The sequence below is a fragment of the Uliginosibacterium sangjuense genome (assembly GCF_059132465.1).
In genome coordinates this window covers 2,995,695-3,012,134 of the sequence record NZ_CP101132.1, presented here as the reverse complement: position 1 = coordinate 3,012,134, position 16,440 = coordinate 2,995,695, and the positions used below count along the sequence as shown (strand labels likewise).

Here is a 16,440-nt window from a genome sequence, read left to right as displayed (position 1 = left end):
CGTGGGGACGGTCAGGCGGCAGGCACGCTCAAGCAAAGCACAGGGTGAGTGTGCGCAGCGCGTCGCGCAGGCGCGGATACTCCTGGCGGATGCGCGCCAGGTGGCCGGCCTGAGCGGCCAGCTCAAGCTCGGCGGCAAGCTGGGTGAGGTCGTCCAGGCCGACCACGCTGGCGCTGCCGTGCAGGGTGTGGAACAGGCGCGCGAGCGCGTCCGTCTTGTGTCGTTCAAGGGCGTGCTCGATGTCGGCCAGGCAGTCGGGCAGGGTGCCGACGAATACGTCCATCACGCGTTGCACGAGGGCGGCGTCGTGGCGCGACGGCGCCAGCGGCGCCTGCCCCGGCAGGTCGCGTGCGTGGATGGCGCGCTCGATCGCGGCGTGCAACTGCTTCTCGCTGACCGGCTTGCTGAGGTAGTCGTTCATGCCTGCAGCCAGGTAGAGGTCGCGGTCTTCCTTGCTGGCATTGGCGGTCAGCGCCACGATGTGGATCTGCGGATTGCGTACGCGCCACTGCTGCCAGCCGCCGCGGCGGATCGCGCGGGTGGCGTCGGCACCATCCATCTCGGGCATGCGTCCGTCCATGAGCACCAGGTCGTAGTCGTGCTCGGCCAGGGCCTGGATCGCCGCCAGGCCGGTCGGCACGATGCTTACCGTATGGCCCAGGGTGCCGAGCTGGGCCTTGATTATCAACTGGTTCACCGCCACGTCCTCGGCCACCAGGATGTGCAGCGCGCGCGATTGCGGTGGCAGCGGCGCGCCGTCGTCCAGCGGTACGGCCTCGCCAGCCTCCAGCAGCAGGTCGAAGCTGAACACGCTGCCCACGCCGGGCGTGCTCTCCACCTGGATCTGGCCGCCCATGGCCTCGATAAGCTGGCGGCAGATCGCCAGGCCCAGGCCGGTGCCGCCGAAGCGGCGGGTGGTCGACAGGTCGGCCTGCTGGAATTTCTGGAACAGGCGCGGCAGGGCCTCCGGGTCGATGCCGATGCCGCTGTCCTGCACGCGCACGGCGATGCGGTGCTCGCCGGCGCCGCCACCGGCGTGGCGCAGGCTCACCGCGATGGCGCCGCGCTCGGTGAACTTGACCGCGTTGCCGACCAGGTTGATGAGGATCTGGCGTAGCCGCGTGGGGTCGCCGCGCAGGTAGCGTGGCAGCGTGGGGTCGAAGCTAAGCTCGAAGCGCAGGTCGCGGCTTTCCGCGTGCTCACGGAAGGGGCTGAGGCTGTCGCGCACCAGCGTTTCCAGTTCGAAGTCGATGTGTTCGAGCTGCAACTGGCCGGCCTCGATCTTCGAGAAGTCGAGGATGTCGTTGATGATGCCCAGCAGCGATTCGGCGTTGCTCAGACTGGTCTCCAGCGTGTCGCGCGTATCGCTCTGCAGTGCCTCGTCGCGCAGCGCGATGCGCAGGGTGCCGATCACCCCCGACAGCGGCGTGCGGATCTCATGGCTCATGCTGGCGAGGAACAGGGACTTCGCGGCGCTGGCGCGCTCGGCCGCCTCCTTGGCTACCTGCAGGCGCGCCTCGGCCTGGCGCCACTCGGTGATGTTGAAGTTGCAGCCGACCACGACCGGCTGCCCGTCGGCATCGGGGCAACTGCCCTTGGAGACGAGGCGGTAGATGTCTTCGCCGGTGACCGGGTGCAGCGTGCGTTCCTCCTTGAGCACCGGGTGGCCGGCCAGCACGGCGCGGTCCTCGGCCATGACCTGGGCCGCATGCTCGGGCTGGCGCGCCAGGTCCTTCGGGCTGCGCCCGATCAGGGCGGAGGCCGGCAGCTTGCGTTCACGCACCAGGGCCTCGTTGACCATCAGGTAACGGCTGTCGGCGTCCTTCACGTACACCGGCTGCGGAATCACGTCGATCAGGCGCTGTGTGAAGGCGGCCACGCGCTCGCGCTGGGCCCGCTCACGCAGCAGGCTGCGTTCCAGCTCGCGTTCGGCCAGCTTCCACTTGGTGAGGTCGAAGTGAGCGCCGACGATCACCGGGTTGCCGTCCTGGTCCTCGCTGAGCCGTTTGGTCACCACGCGGAACACCTCGGCGCCGCTGACCGGGTGGGTGGTGTGCTGCTCCTTGTGCACCTCGCCGCGGCCGGCCAGCACGTCGCGGTCCTCGCGGGCGACGAATTCCCGCGTGGCGTCGTCGGGGGCGAGCGCGAGCGAACTCATGCCGATCATCTTGCGTTGGTCCAGCCCGCGCTCGCGCGCGAAGGCTACGTTGACCATCTGGTAGCAACTGTTGCGGTCCTTCACGTAGACCGGGTCGGGGATCACGTCGATGAGGCGCTGCACGAAGTTCTGCACCCGCTCGTGGCGGGCGCGCTCGCGTTCCACCGCGGCCTTCAGCTCGCGCTCGGCCTGGCGCAGATCGGTGATGTCGAAGTGGGCGCCGACCACGATGGGCCGGCCCTCGGCATCCAGGCAGGGACGCTTGTAGACGAGGCGGATGCGCTCCTCGCCGGTGAGGGGGGCGCGCGCGTGGTACTCCTTGAACACCGCCTTGCCCTCTTCGATGATCTGGCGGTCCTCGTCCAGCACCATGCCGGCGATCTGGCTGCTCGGCGCGAGGTCGCTGGAGCTGTGGCCCAGCACCTCGCTGGCCGGGCGCTGGCGCTCGGCGAGGAAGGCCTCATTGACCATGATGAAGTGGGACTGTGCGTCCTTCAGGTAGATCGGCTCGGGGATCACGTCGATCAGGCGCTGCACGAACTTGTGCGTCTCCTGCAGGCGATGTTGCAGTGCCTGCGCACGCAGGGCCTGGTAGAGCGAGCCCAGGCCGGCGAGCGTTCCCAGCAGGAACAGCGGTAGCGACAGGGGCAGGCCCAGCGCGAGCCCGAGGCCGGGCAGCAGGAGCTGCGGCAGCAGCAGTGCCAGCAGCGCATGGGTGAGGCGACGAGGCAGGGTGGGGCGGGACGGCGAGGGAAGCACGCGGGACTACTCCGGAGTGAGGGCCGATAACTGGGAACAGGTGTCGGCCATGGCTGCGCGCAGGGCGGTACTCGCCTCCAGCGCGTCGTCGTGGCGGCCCTGGCGCACCGCGTCCTCGACCGCGCCGGCAGCGTCCGACAGGGCCTGGGCGCCGAGCATGCTGGCGCTGCCGCGCAGGCCATGGGCGAGGCGCGAGAGCTGCGGCATGTCGTGGCCGGTGAGGGCTTCTTCCAGTTCCTGCAGGCGTTGCGGCAACTGGGTGGCGAACAGCTTGAGCAGGCGCCCGTGCAGTGCCGGCGAGATGCCCTCGGGGCGGGGCGGGACGCTGGCAGCGGGCGGCGGTGCGGCCAGGGCCGACGAGGGGGCTTTGCCGTAGTGGCCGGCGATCACCCGAGCGAGGGTGGTGTGGAGCTGGCGCAGCTCCACTGGCTTGGTGAGGAAGTCGTCCATGCCGGCTGCCAGGTATTCGGCACGGTCCTCGGTGCTGGCGTTGGCGGTCAGCGCCACCACCGGTATACCCGGGTCGCGCACGCGGATCGCCTCGTGGCCGCCCTGGCGGATGCAACGCACCGCGTCCAGCCCATCCATTTCGGGCATGCGCCCGTCCATCAGCACCAGGTCGAAGCGCTCGCGGGCCAGGGCCTGCAGGGCTTCGAGGCCGGTGCCGACCATGCAGACCTGGTGGCCCATGTCTTCCAGCAGGGCACGGATGATGATCTGGTTGGTGCCGTAGTCCTCGGCGCACAGGATGTGCAGGCTGCGCGCATGCGGGGGCAGGGGGCGGTCGTCGTCGTCGGCCGGGGCTTCGCCGCGTTCCAGCGGCAGCACGAACTCGAAGGTGCTGCCCACGCCCAGCTTGCTGGTGACGCCGATCTCGCCGCCCATGGCCTCCACCAGTTCGCGGCAGATGGCCAGCCCCAGGCCGGTGCCACCGTACTTGCGGGTGGTCGAGCTGTCGGCCTGCTGGAACTTGCCGAACAGGCGCGGCAGCGCCTCGGCCGGGATGCCGATGCCGGTGTCCTCGACGCGCAAGCGCACCCGGCAGCGCGCGCCATCGCCGTCGAGCAGGGTGGCACGCAAGGCCACGCTGCCACGCTGGGTGAACTTGAGCGCATTGCCCACCAGGTTGATGAGGATCTGGCGGATGCGCGTCGGGTCACCCTTGAACCAGGGGGGCAGCGCCGGGTCGATGTCGATGATCAGGCGCAGGCTGCGCGCCTTGGCATTGCCCTGCAGGATGCGCAGGCTCTCGACCGCCACCGTGCGCAGGTCGAAGTTGATGTGCTCCAGCGTGAGCTGGCCGGCCTCGATCTTCGAGAAGTCGAGGATGTCGTTGATGATGGAGAGCAGCGAGCGCGCATTGGCGAGCCCGTTGTCCACCAGCTCGCGCGCGGCGCCCGGCATGTCTTCGCGACGCAAGGCGATGTCCAGGGTGCCGATCACGCCGGCCAGCGGGGTGCGGATCTCGTGGCTCATGCTGGCGAGGAACAGGGACTTGGCCTTGGAGGCGCGCTCCGCCTCCTCCTTGGCCAGAGCCCAGCGCGCCTCGGCTTCGCGCTGCGTGCTCACGTCGGACAGGATGCCCACCACCACCGGCTGACCCTCCACGCCGAGCCCGGTCACTGCGCGCAGCAGGTAGTGGCGCGCCCCGCCCTCGCCGTCGAAGTGGAACTCGGTTTCGAACACATGGCCTTCCTCCAGCCCCATGGCCTGTGTGTGGCAGTAGGCCAGGGTCCGGCGCAGGCCGTCGGGGCCGTACTCGATGGTGGCGGTGCCGATCAGTTCGCGCCGCAGCTCGCCGATGAGCTGGCGGAAAGCGCGATTGACGATCAGCAGCTTGCCGCGCTCGTCCTCCACGTACAGCGGCGTCGGCAGGGCGCCGATCAGGGACTGCAGGAAGTCGCGCACATGCGACTGCGCGGCCAGGGCGTCGCGCGCCTGGCGCTCGGCCTGGCGCAGCGCGGTGATGTCGAAGTTGGCGCCGACGATGACCGGCTGCCCGTTGGCGTCCAGGCAACTGCCCTTGGAGATGATGCGGAAGCTCTCCTGCCCACGGTAGGGGTGGCGGATGTGTTCTTCCTTGTAGACCAACTCGCCGCCGACGATGCGTGCGTCTTCGTCCATCACCAGTTCGGTGTAGTCCTGGCTGGCCCCCAGGTCGAGCGGGTTGCGGCCGATCAGCTCCGCCACCGGGCGCCCGATCTCGGCCGCCATGGCCTTGTTGACCAGCAGGTAGCGGCTCTGCGCATCCTTCACGTACACCGGCTGCGGGATCACGTCGATCAGGCGCTGGATGTAGTCCTGCACCCGTTCGCGCAGATCGCGCTCGCGGGCGATCGTCAGCTTGAGGTCGTGCTCCGCGACGCGCCACTCCGTGATGTCGAAGTTGGCGCCCACGATCACAGGCTGGTTGTCGGCATCGAGGCAGGCCCGCTTGGTGACGATGCGGTACATGTCCTGCCCTGTCTGCGGATGAGGGCGCCGCTCCTCCTTGTAGATATGCTCGCCGGCGAGAATGCGGCGGTCCTCGGCGGCGGACTCGGCGGCCTGCTCGGCCGAGGCCCAGGCTTCCGCCCCGCGGCCGATGATCTGCTCCGGCGCCATCTGCAGGAAGCGCGCGAAGGCCTCGTTGATCATGATGTAACGGCTGTGCGCGTCCTTCAGATACATCGGCTGCGGGATCACGTCGATCATGCGCTGCATGAAGGCCTGCACGCGCAGGCGCTGCGAACGTTCGCGCGTCATCGCCTCGGTCAGCTCGCGCTCGGCGATCTTCCAGCGCGTCAGATCGAAGTGCGCGCCGACGATCACCGGCTCGTTGTCGACGTCGCGGCACAGGCGCTTGGAGACGATGCGGAACACCTCGGCGCCGCTGACCGGGTGCGTCGTGTGCTGCTCCTTGCTGACCTCGCCGCCGCCCAGCACCGCCTCGTCCTCCTGGCGCACGATCTCGCTGGTGTCCGCATCGGGGGCGAGGTCGAACGAGGTCTTGCCCACGATCTCCTCCGCCGGCAGGCCGCGCTCGCGGCCGAAGGCCTTGTTCACCAGCAGGAAACGGCTGTGGCGGTCCTTCACGTACACCGGATCGGGAATCACGTCGATCAGGCGCTGGATGAAGGTCTGGGTGCGCTCGCGCAGCGCCTTCTGGCGGTCGTGCTCGGCCAGCAACTGCGCCTCGGCGCGGCGCCACGGGGTCACGTCGAAATGGGCGCCGACGATGATGGGTACGCCGTGCTCGCCCAGCGAGCGGCGCTTGGAGACCGTGCGGTAGACCGTGCTGCCGTCGCCGGGGTGGAGTGCCGTCTCCTCCTTGCTCACTTCGCCCCCGGCCAGCACGGCCGCATCCTCGGCCTGGATAAGGGCCGGGTTGGTGAAGCCCAGGGCCGGTGCGTCCTGACCCTGGATGCGCGCGACGCTGAGGTTGCGCTCGCGCGCGAAGGCCTCGTTGACCAGCACGTAGTGCCCCTGGCGATCCTTGAGATAAACCGGGTGAGGGATCACGTCGAGGATCTGCTGCAGGATGCGGTGCGTGCGATAGGACAGTGGCGGGTCGTCGGCGCCGGGCGCACCCGGCTCCAGGCCGCGGTCGAGCAGCAGCAGGCGGCAGGCCTGGCCATTGACCACCAGCGGCAGGCCCGCCCGGGCCGCGTCGGGGGAGCTGAGCCAGGTGTTCCAGGGGGTCGGCAGGGCGGCGGCAGGAGTGCCCGGGCCGAGTGCGGCATCCAGGCCGAACAAGGCCTCGCAGTGACGATTGGCGAGCAGGATGCGGCCGTCCGCGGCCTGCAGCAGGGCGGCGCAGGGGGCGCTGTCGACCAGCCCGGCAAGGCGCTGGTCCAGGCCCGCCGCGTCACGCCGGCAGGCGGCCCAGCCCAGCATGGGCAACAGGGGCGTGCACAGACCGGCGAGCCACGGCGACACCCCGCCGGCCCAGGCCGCGGCCAACACAAGCACGCTCGCCGCCAGGCTGATGGCGACCGGGTGGCGGACCAGTAGGCGGAGGAGCGGCGTCATCGGCAAGGGCGGGGACGGAGCATGGGATTCATGGACAACGACATGCTGCGCTGCTTTCTTGAGCTGATGGGAGCGGGGGCAACCGTGAGGGGCGGAAGGGGGGCGGAAGAGGCGCGGAGGGGGGCGGAAGGGCTCGCGACCATCAAGAAACGCCGCTGCCGGCCGCTAATCCGGTGGTCAGCCTGCCCCGGGGCCCGGCTTGGCGCCAGCGGGCCCTGCGGCCATTGCCGGCATCCTTCCCACCCCGCCTTCCTTGCCGCCATGCTCTCGAATCTCATTTCCGCAGATCTGGCCGCCGCCTCGCGCATCCTCATCGTCGACGATTCACCGATGAGCGTGCGCCTGCTGGCCCAGTTTCTGCGGGATCTCGGACATGTGCATTTTGCCACCAGTGGTGACGCCGCCCTCGCCATGGCGCTCGAATTGCGCCCGCACATCGTGCTGCTGGACGTGGAGATGCCCGGCATGGATGGCTATGAGGTGTGCCGGCGCTTCCAGGAGGTGGCCGAGCTGCGCGACACGCCGATCATCTTCGTCACCGCCCATACCGACGTCGAACACGAGCTGCTGGGGCTGGAGGCGGGGGCGGTCGACTTCATCTCCAAGCCGATCAACGAGCCCATCGTGCGTGCCCGCGTGCGCACCCACCTGACCCTCAAGCTGCAGACCGACCTGCTGCGCGAGCTGGCCGCACGCGACGGCCTGACCGGCGCCTTCAACCGGCGCAGCTTCGACGAACGCATCGCGCAGGAGGTGCGCCGCCAGCGCCGCCTGGCCGGCAGCCTGGCGTTGGCCATGGTCGATATCGACTGCTTCAAGGCCTACAACGACCACTACGGCCACCTGCAGGGCGACGACTGCCTGCGCCTGGTCGCCCAGGCCATCGCGCGCGCCGCGCGCCGCCCTGGCGACATGCTGGCGCGTTACGGCGGAGAGGAGTTCGCGCTGATCCTGCCCGGCACCGAGCCGACGGGCATCGCGCACTTCGCCAGCATGCTGTGCGAGTGTGTGCGTGAGCTGCGCATCCCCCACGCCGCCAGCAGCGTGTGTGACATCGTGACGATCAGCGTGGGCATTGCCGCCGCCGCGGCCGCGCTCACCGCGCCGGCGTCGCTGATCCGCGCCGCCGATCGCGCGCTCTACAGCGCCAAGGCGCAGGGGCGGGACCGCGCGGTGTGCCTGGATGCGGCGACAGACGACGAAGCGGCCCATGCGCAGCCTTGAATCCGCCCGCGAGGCGCTGCGCTTGCTGGCCCGCGAGCGCGCCGCGCTGGTCATCCTGCTGGCCGGCCTCGGGCTGACCCTGGCGGGCTGGGGACTGGCCCGCCACCACGTCGAGCTGCGCCAGCGTCAGGCCTTCCGCCACGAGGCGGAGGCGGCGGCCGAGGCGATGGGCCGCCGCATGGCCGACTATGCCCAGGTGCTGCGCGGCGGTGGCGGCTTCGTCCAGGCCTCGCAATACGTGTCGCGCGCCGAATGGAAGGAATACGTCGACCGCCTGGAGCTGGCGCGGCGCTACCCCGGGGTGCAGGGCATGGGCTTCGCCGAGATCGTCGGCGAGGCCGGGCGGGCGCAACTGGAGGCCGCCATCCGTGCCGAGGGTTACCCGCGCTTCGAAATCTGGCCGCCGGGCCCGCGTGCGCGCTACGCAGCGGTCACCATGATCGAGCCGGCCTCGCTGCCCAACACGCGGGTGCTCGGCTACGACATCGCGTCCGAGCCGGTTCGCCAGGCCGCCCTGCGGCGCGCGGAGGCGCTGGGCGAGGCGACGCTGACCGGGCGGGTGCGCCTGGCCAGCGAGATCGACGAAAGCGCGCCGGCCGGCTGCGTGCTGTATCAGCCGCAGTTCCGCCATGGTGCGCCGCTCGACACCCCGGCCGCGCGTCACCAGGCGCTGGTCGGCTTCGTGTTCGCTGCTTTCCGCATCGGCGAACTGATGCAGGGGGTGCTGGGCGAGCGGGCGCGCTACCTGCTGCTGGAGGTCTACGACCTGGAGCCCGGCGGCCCGCGCGTGCTGCTGCACTCGGAGCTGCCGCCCCAGGCGGCCAGCCGCCTGGTGGAGGAGATCGAGCTGCCCCTGTCGGGCCGCCGCTGGCTGATGCGCGCGCATGCAACGCCGGCCTTCATGGCCGCCACCTCCAGTTCGCTGCCGCTGACCGTGCTGGCCGGCGGCCTGGTCCAGTGCGCCCTGCTGATGGCTCTGCTGCTGCAGCGCGCGCGTCAGGCGCAGCGGGTCGAGGTGCGCGCCACCGAGATGACGGCCGAGTTGCGCAGCAGCGAGGAACGCTTCCGGCGCGTCGTCGAGACCATGCCCTCGGGCATGTTGATCGCCGACGCACAGGGCCGCATCCTGTTCGCCAACCATCAGTTGGCCGACATCTTCGGCTACCCCGAGGCCAGCCTGCGCGGTCTGCCGGTCGACGCACTGGTGCCGGCCGCCGCACGTGCAGCGCACGCGGCCGATCGTGCCGCCTTCATGATGCGGCCGGCGGCCCGCATGATGGGGCGCGGGCGCTACCTGTCCGGCCTGCGGCGCGATGGCGGCGTGGTGCCGCTGGAGATCGCCCTGGCCCCCTTGCAGGCCGGTGACGGGACCTTGGTGCTGGCCCTGGTGACCGACGTGAGCCAGCGCCAGCTGCACGAGCAGGAGCTGGCCGAGGCCAAGACGCGCGCCGAGGCCGCCAACGAGGCCAAGAGCGCCTTCCTGGCCAACATGAGCCACGAGCTGCGCACCCCGCTCAATGCCGTGCTGGGCATGGCCCAGTTGCTCGGCTACACCGCGCTCGACGCCCGCCAGCAGGACTACCTGCGCACCCTGCATTCGGCCGGCAGCTCGCTGCTGGGCCTGCTCAACGACATCCTGGACCTGTCGCGCATCGAGGCCGGGCAGCTGGAGATCGCCCACGCCGCCCTGCGCGTCGCCGACCCGATCCGCCGCGTCGAAGACCTGCTGCTGGTGAGCCTGCGCCAGAAGGGCCTGGCGTTGCGCGTGGACATCGACCCCGCGGTGCCGGCCCTGATCGAGGGCGACGCCCGGCGCATCCAGCAGGTGCTCGCCAACCTGATGGGCAACGCGGTCAAGTTCACCGAGCAGGGCGAGATCAGCCTGCGGGTCGTGCCGGGTCAGGGCGAGCAGGCCGGCATGCTGGTGTTCCGCGTGCGCGACACCGGCATCGGCATGACGCCGGAGCAGATGGCGCAGTTGTTCGCCCCCTTCACCCAGGCCGACAGCTCGGCGACCCGCCGCTTTGGCGGCAGCGGCCTTGGCCTGGCCATCTCCAAGCGCCTGGTCGGCCTGATGGGGGGCGAGATCGGCGTCGCCAGCGTGGCCGGGCAGGGCAGCGAGTTCTGGTTCAGCATCCCGCTGCGGCAGGCGGAGGCGGGCCAGGGCGTGGCGCCGGAAAGCGAGCCGCAGGCCGGCGGTTTCTATGCGCTGAGTGGCCTGCGCGTGCTGCTGGTGGAGGACAACCGGACCAACCAGTTGGTGGCGCGCCGCCTGCTGGAGGACGCCGGCGTCGTGATCGAGCTGGCCGGGGACGGCGCCCAGGCGCTGGCCTGCCTGCGGCGCCAGCCCGCGCACTTCCACCTTGTCCTGATGGACGTGCAGATGCCGCACATGGATGGCCTGCAGGCGACCCGCCTGATCCGCCAGGAGCTGGGCCTGAACCTGCCGGTGATCGGCCTCAGCGCCGGGGTCATGCCGGCACAGCGCCAGGCTGCGCTGGACGCGGGCATGGACGATTTCGTCGCCAAGCCGCTCGATGCCGCCCGCCTGTTCGCCGTGCTGGGCCGCTACGCGCAGCGCGCCGGCTTCGTGGCCGAACCCCCGGCGCCCGCCGTGGCGCCACGTCCGCCGGACCCGGCCCTGCCCGTGCCGCCGATCGACGGCCTGGATCCGGCCGAGGCCTTGCTGCGCCTGGGCAACAAGCAAGCGCTCTACCGCGAGGTGCTGGGTCTGTTCGCGCGCGAGGAGGCGCGGCTGGTCGAGCGCGTGCGCGCCTGCCTGACGCAGGGCGACCGGCGGGCGGCGGTGCGTCACCTGCACTCCCTGAAGTCGACGGCCGCCAATATCGGCGCCATCTTCCTGGCGCGCTGCGCGCGCGAGACCGAGGAGAGTCTGCTGCGCGATGACTTGCCCCAAGCGCAGCAGGGGCTGGACGAGATCGGGCGCGAGCTGGCACGCCTGATCCCGCTGATCATGCAGGCCCTGGCCGCGGGCGAGCCCGTGGCGCAGGAGGCGCCGCTCGCCGCGCCCGGGCAGGCCACCGGGGGGGCGGGCGGTGCCACCCTGCCGGCGCTCGTCGCCGCCCTGCGGGCCAACGATTTCCAGGCCATCGAGCTGTTCGCCGAGCTGTGCCCGGGCCTGCGCGCCCAGATCGGCGAGGCGGCCAGCCGCGAACTGGCCGACGCGATCGAGATGCTGGACTTCGACCGCGCGCTGCGCCTGCTGGACGGCTACGCCCTGGCCTGAGCCGGCGCCACGGCCTGCGCATGCCGCAGCGGGGCCGGGCGTGGCGGGCGGGTAGAATTGCGCCCTTGCCTCCGCCACGCCGTCCGCTTCCATGTCCCGCCTGCTCGACAAGCTGAACCCCGAACAACTCGCCGCCGTCACCCTGCCGGCCCAGTCTGCGCTGATCCTGGCCGGCGCCGGCTCGGGCAAGACGCGGGTACTGACCACGCGCATCGCCTGGCTGCTGCAGACCGGGCAGGTCAGCCCGGCCGGCATCCTGGCCGTGACCTTCACCAACAAGGCGGCCAAGGAGATGCTCACGCGTCTGGCCGCGATGCTGCCGATCAACACGCGCGGCATGTGGATCGGCACCTTCCACGGCCTGTGCAACCGCTTCCTGCGTGCCCATTTCCGCGAGGCGGCCCTGCCGCAGACCTTCCAGATCCTCGACAGCAGCGACCAGTTGGCGGCCATCAAGCGCCTGCTCAAGGCGCTCAATGTCGATGACGAGAAATTCCCGCCGCGCGAGCTGCAGCATTTCATCAACGGCGCCAAGGAGTCCGGACTGCGCCCGCATGAGGTCGAGGCCTGGGACGATTTCACCCGCCGCCGCGTCGAGCTGTACAAGGAATACGACGACCAGTGCCAGCGCGAGGGCGTGGTCGATTTCCCCGAGCTGCTGCTGCGTGCCTACGAGGTGATGGAGCGCAACGAGCCGCTGCGCCGTCACTACCAGATGCGCTTCCGCCAGATCCTGGTCGATGAGTTCCAGGACACCAACCGCCTGCAGTACCGCTGGATCAAGTTGATGGCCGGCTGGGGCGCGGCCCAGTCATCCCCTCTCCCCGGAACGGCAGAGAGCGATGCATCGGTTCTCGGCGGGCGGGGAGCGCAGCCCAGCCTGGCCGCCGTGTTCGCCGTCGGTGACGATGACCAGAGCATCTACGCCTTCCGCGGCGCGGAGGTGGGCAACATGCTCGACTTCGAGCGCGAGTTCAAGGTCGCCAACGTGATCCGCCTGGAGCAGAACTACCGCTCGCACGGCAACATTCTCGATGCGGCCAACGCGCTGATCGCCAACAACTCGAAGCGCCTGGGCAAGAACCTGTGGACCGACCAGGGCAGCGGCGAGCCGATCCGCGTCTACGAGGCGCCGGCCGATCTGGACGAAGCGCGCTGGCTGGTCGAGGAGATCCAGCAACTGGTGCGCGAGGGCGAGGCGCGCAGCGACATCGCGGTGCTCTACCGCAGCAACGCGCAGTCGCGCGTTATCGAGCATCAGCTCTTCTCCACCGGTGTGCCCTACCGCGTGTATGGCGGGCTGCGCTTCTTCGAGCGGCAGGAGATCAAGCATGCGCTGGCCTACCTGCGCCTGTTGGCCAACCCGGACGACGACACCGCATTCGTGCGCGTGGTCAATTTCCCCACGCGCGGCATTGGCGCGCGCTCGCTGGAGCAGTTGCAGGACGCGGCACGCACCTACAACGGCAGCCTCTATGCCACGGTGTCGCACCTGTCCGGCAAGCCGGCGGCGGCCATCGGCGCCTTCATCCGCCTGATCGAGGACATGCGGCGCGACACCCGGGATCTGCCGCTGCCCGAGGTGGTGGATCACATCCTCGACCACTCCGGCCTGCGCGCGCACTACAGGGCCGAGCGCGAAGGCGAGGAGCGCCTGGCCAACCTGGACGAACTGATCAACGCGGCGGCCAACTTCATGGCCGAGGACGGCCAGCCACCGGCCGAGGGCGAGGAGCCCGTCGCCGGCGACCCGCTGTCGCGCTTCCTCGCCCATGCCTCGCTGGAGGCCGGCGAGCACCAGGCCGAGGCGGGCCAGGATGCGGTGCAGTTGATGACGGTGCACTCGGCCAAGGGCCTGGAGTTCGACGTGGTCTTCATCACCGGGCTGGAGGACGGCCTGTTCCCGCACGAGAACTCGATCACCGAGATCGAGGGCCTGGAGGAAGAACGGCGCCTGATGTACGTGGCGGTCACCCGCGCGCGCAAGCGGCTCTATCTGTCGCTGGCGCAGAGCCGCATGCTGCACGGGCAGACGCGTTTTGCCATCAAGTCACGCTTCTTCGACGAGATTCCCGAGCACCTGCTCAAGTGGCTCACCCCGCGCGTGCAGCAGGGCTTCGGCCAGCACTACACGCCCTCGCGTGGCAACGGGGGCTTGGCGGGCGGGGGACGCGTGGCGGACAACACGCCGCGCCAGCCCAGCCGCGACTTGCTGGGCTTTCGTATCGGCCAGGCGGTGCAGCATCCCAGGTTCGGCCAGGGGGTCATCGTGTCGGCCGAGGGCAGCGGAGCGGACGCGCGCGTCCAGGTCAATTTCGGCGCCAGCGGCATGAAATGGCTGGTGCTGCAACTGGCGATCAACTCGGGCCTGGCCGCGGCCTGAACGGCGTCAGTCCGTCGCCGTGACGATGCGGTTGCGGCCCTCCTGCTTGGCGCGATAGAGGGCCTTGTCGGCGCGCGCCACCAGGTGCTCCAGGGTCTCCTGCGGCTGGAGCTGGGCGACGCCGCCGCTGAGGGTGACCGCGATCTGCAGCTCGTCGTGATGCATCGGGCTGGCGGCGACCAACTCACGCAGGCGTTCGGCGACGCTCAGGGCATCCTGTAGCGCCGAACCAGGCAGCAGCACGACGAACTCCTCGCCTCCCCAGCGTCCCGCCAGGTCGCTCTGGCGCAGCACCTGCAGGGCGCGTCGCACCGTCTCGACCAGCACGGCATCGCCCGCCTGGTGGCCATGGTTATCGTTGATCCGCTTGAAGTGGTCGAGATCGAAGATCAGCAGCGACAAGGCTTGCTGGCTGCGCAAGGTGAGGGCGAGCTGGCGTGTGGCTTCTTCGGTGAAGCGGCGGCGGTTGGCGATGCTGGTCAGGGTGTCCTCGGTGGCCAGGCGGGTCAGTTCGCGCTCGACCTGGCGCCAGCGGGTGACGTGGTGATGGAAGCCCACCACCACCGGTTCGCCATCGAGGTAGACGCTGCGCTGTTTGGTGATGATGCGGAACACTTCCTCGCCGGTGAGGCGGCGCATCGTGTGCTCCTCGAAGCTCAGCTCCTCGCCAGTGGCCAGGACGTGCTCGTCCTCGCTGATCGAGCGCCGGTTGGCCTCGTCCGGCGAGTTCGGCATGGGGCCCTCGCTGTGGATGATTTCGTCCTGGGTCAGCCCGTAGTAATTGGCGAAGGCGCGGTTCACCATCACGTAGCGACCGCCCGCCTTCTTGATGTAGAAGGGGTCGGGAATCACGTCGATCAGGCGCGCCAGGAAGTCCAGGGTGCGCTGGCGCAGGGCCACCTCGCGCGCCAGGGCGGCCTGCGAATCGCGTTCGGCCAGGCGCCAGCGCGTGATGTGGTGGTCGATGCCCACCACCACCGGCTCGCCGTCGAAGTAGATGCTGGGGCGCTTGGTCACGATGCGGAACACCTCCTCACCGTTGCGCCGGTTATGGCCATGCTCTTCCTTGTGGATCTCTTCGCCGGCCAGCACACGGGCGTCCTCCGCCACTGACAGCGCATTGGTGTGTTCCGGTGAACCCGGCAGCGGGCCTTCCTGGGTCAGCACTTCGTTGACGCTCAGTCCGTGCCAGGCGGCGAAGGCGTGGTTCACCATCACATAGCGCCCGCCCGCCTTCTTGATGTAGACCGGGTCGGGAATGATGTCGATCAGGCGCTGCAGGAACTCCTGTGTGCGCGTGCGCAACTGGACTTCGCGCGCCAGGGCCTGGCGCGCGTCCTGTTCGGCGCGGCGCAGTTCGGTGAGGTCGATATGGGCACCGACGATGACCTGGTTGCCGTCCTGGTCCAGTCCCATGTCCTTGGACAGGATGCGCCAGTAGGCGCGCCCCGTCAGGGGGTGGATGCCATGTTCCTCGCGGTAGACCCGCAGGCCGCCCAGTACCGCGCCGTCTTCCTCGAACACGCGGTACAGCTCTGCGGCGGGCGTGTTGGGTGCCATGCCCGTGCTGCCGATGAGCTGGGCGCGCGGCATCGCACAGTCGCGCTCCATCGCGTCGTTGAGCAGCAGGTAGCGGCTCTGCGCGTCCTTCACATAGAGCGGGAAGGGCACCAGGTTCATGATGCGCTGGATGAAGTCCACCGTGCGCTGGTGGTGCGCCTGTTCCTGCTCCAGGCGCTCGGCCAGCGCGCGCTTGGACTGGCGCTCCTCGGTGATGTCGAAGTTGGCGCCTATCACCAACGGCAGCCCCTCGGCGTTGATGCAGCGGCTCTTCGACACGATGCGCACGCGTGCCGCGCCAGTAATGGGGTGCGGCGCCACGTCTTCCTTGTAGATATGCTCGCCGGCCAGCACGCGCGCGTCCTCGGCGGCGATCACGTCGGCGGTGCGCTCATCCGGCGCCAGATCGCGCGCCGTCTTCCACACGATGTCCTCGCGCGCCTGCCCGCGCTGGCGGGCGAAGGCCTCGTTCACCATGATGTAGGCGCCATGCTCGTCCTTGATGTAGACGGGCTCGGGAATGACGTCGATGAGGCGCTGCACGAAGGCGTCGTGCGCCTGCCGGGTGGCTTGTTGCCGGGCCTGCGCCGATTGCAGGAGGTGTGCCTGCTCCTTGACCACCGACTGTTCCAGCAGGCTTACCAGGTGCAGGCCGTCCTGCTCGGGCAGCGTCAGGGGCTGGCGGCGTACCCGGTAGCTGCGCGGCGGGCTGCCTGCGGGGTCATGCAGCGTGAGTTCCTGGCCATCCTGCGGGGGGGCGGCATCCGGGCCCAGGGCGGCCAGGCAGGCTTCGAAACGGGGATTGGCGGACAGCAGGCGTCCGCTGCTGTCGTACAGGGCAGCGGCGTCGGGCAGGGCCTCCAGCAGGCTGCGCGCCATGCGCCACTCGGGTTGCTTGCGGGGGGCGGCGAACGCGCTGCGGCCCAGCGGCAGGGCGCCCACCAGCAGCGCGAGCAGGAGCGCCAGCCAGGCCGGGCCTTGAAGTGCCAGGATCAGGGCGCCGGCCGTACCGCCGGCCACCGGCCAGACGAGGGGGCGGCGCGAGCTCACGCGAGACCGTCAGGGTAGGACTGCATCGCAGGATTTACGGCAAGCAGG

Annotated in this window: 6 protein-coding genes; 3 read left to right on the top strand and 3 right to left on the bottom strand. The window is 70.0% G+C overall.

From position 1 onward, the window contains the following. Positions 1-28: 28 nt before the first annotated feature. Together NMB43_RS13905 and NMB43_RS13900 are read right to left on the bottom strand one after the other, a co-directional pair. Positions 29-2,917: a PAS domain-containing protein gene (locus tag NMB43_RS13905; RefSeq protein ID WP_494348760.1), complete on the bottom strand. Its 2,889-nt coding sequence runs from the start codon at positions 2,915-2,917 to the stop codon at positions 29-31. Positions 2,918-2,923: 6 nt separating this feature from the next. Then, positions 2,924-6,928, bottom strand: coding sequence for a PAS domain-containing protein (locus tag NMB43_RS13900; RefSeq protein WP_494348759.1), 4,005 nt, complete (start codon positions 6,926-6,928; stop codon positions 2,924-2,926). Positions 6,929-7,189: 261 nt separating this feature from the next. Between NMB43_RS13900 and NMB43_RS13895 the strand changes: the two genes are divergently transcribed. The 3 genes from NMB43_RS13895 to NMB43_RS13885 all read left to right on the top strand — a co-directional run bounded on the left by NMB43_RS13895 (position 7,190) and on the right by NMB43_RS13885 (position 13,782). Then, positions 7,190-8,152: a diguanylate cyclase domain-containing protein gene (locus NMB43_RS13895; RefSeq protein WP_494348758.1), complete on the top strand. Its 963-nt coding sequence runs from the start codon at positions 7,190-7,192 to the stop codon at positions 8,150-8,152. Beyond that, positions 8,139-11,399 (top strand): CHASE domain-containing protein, encoded by a 3,261-nt coding sequence (locus tag NMB43_RS13890; protein ID WP_494348757.1) that lies wholly within the window; start codon positions 8,139-8,141, stop codon positions 11,397-11,399. Before NMB43_RS13895 ends, NMB43_RS13890 begins: the two co-directional genes overlap by 14 nt. A 91-nt stretch (positions 11,400-11,490) precedes the next feature. Beyond that, positions 11,491-13,782, top strand: coding sequence for a 3'-5' exonuclease (locus NMB43_RS13885; protein WP_494348756.1), 2,292 nt, complete (start codon positions 11,491-11,493; stop codon positions 13,780-13,782). 6 nt (positions 13,783-13,788) lie between these two features. Here NMB43_RS13885 and NMB43_RS13880 read toward each other — a convergent pair whose 3' ends face one another. Further along, positions 13,789-16,392 carry a diguanylate cyclase gene (locus tag NMB43_RS13880; RefSeq protein ID WP_494348755.1) on the bottom strand — a complete coding sequence of 868 codons (2,604 nt, stop codon included), beginning with the start codon at positions 16,390-16,392 and terminating at the stop codon, positions 13,789-13,791. Positions 16,393-16,440: the final 48 nt, after the last annotated feature.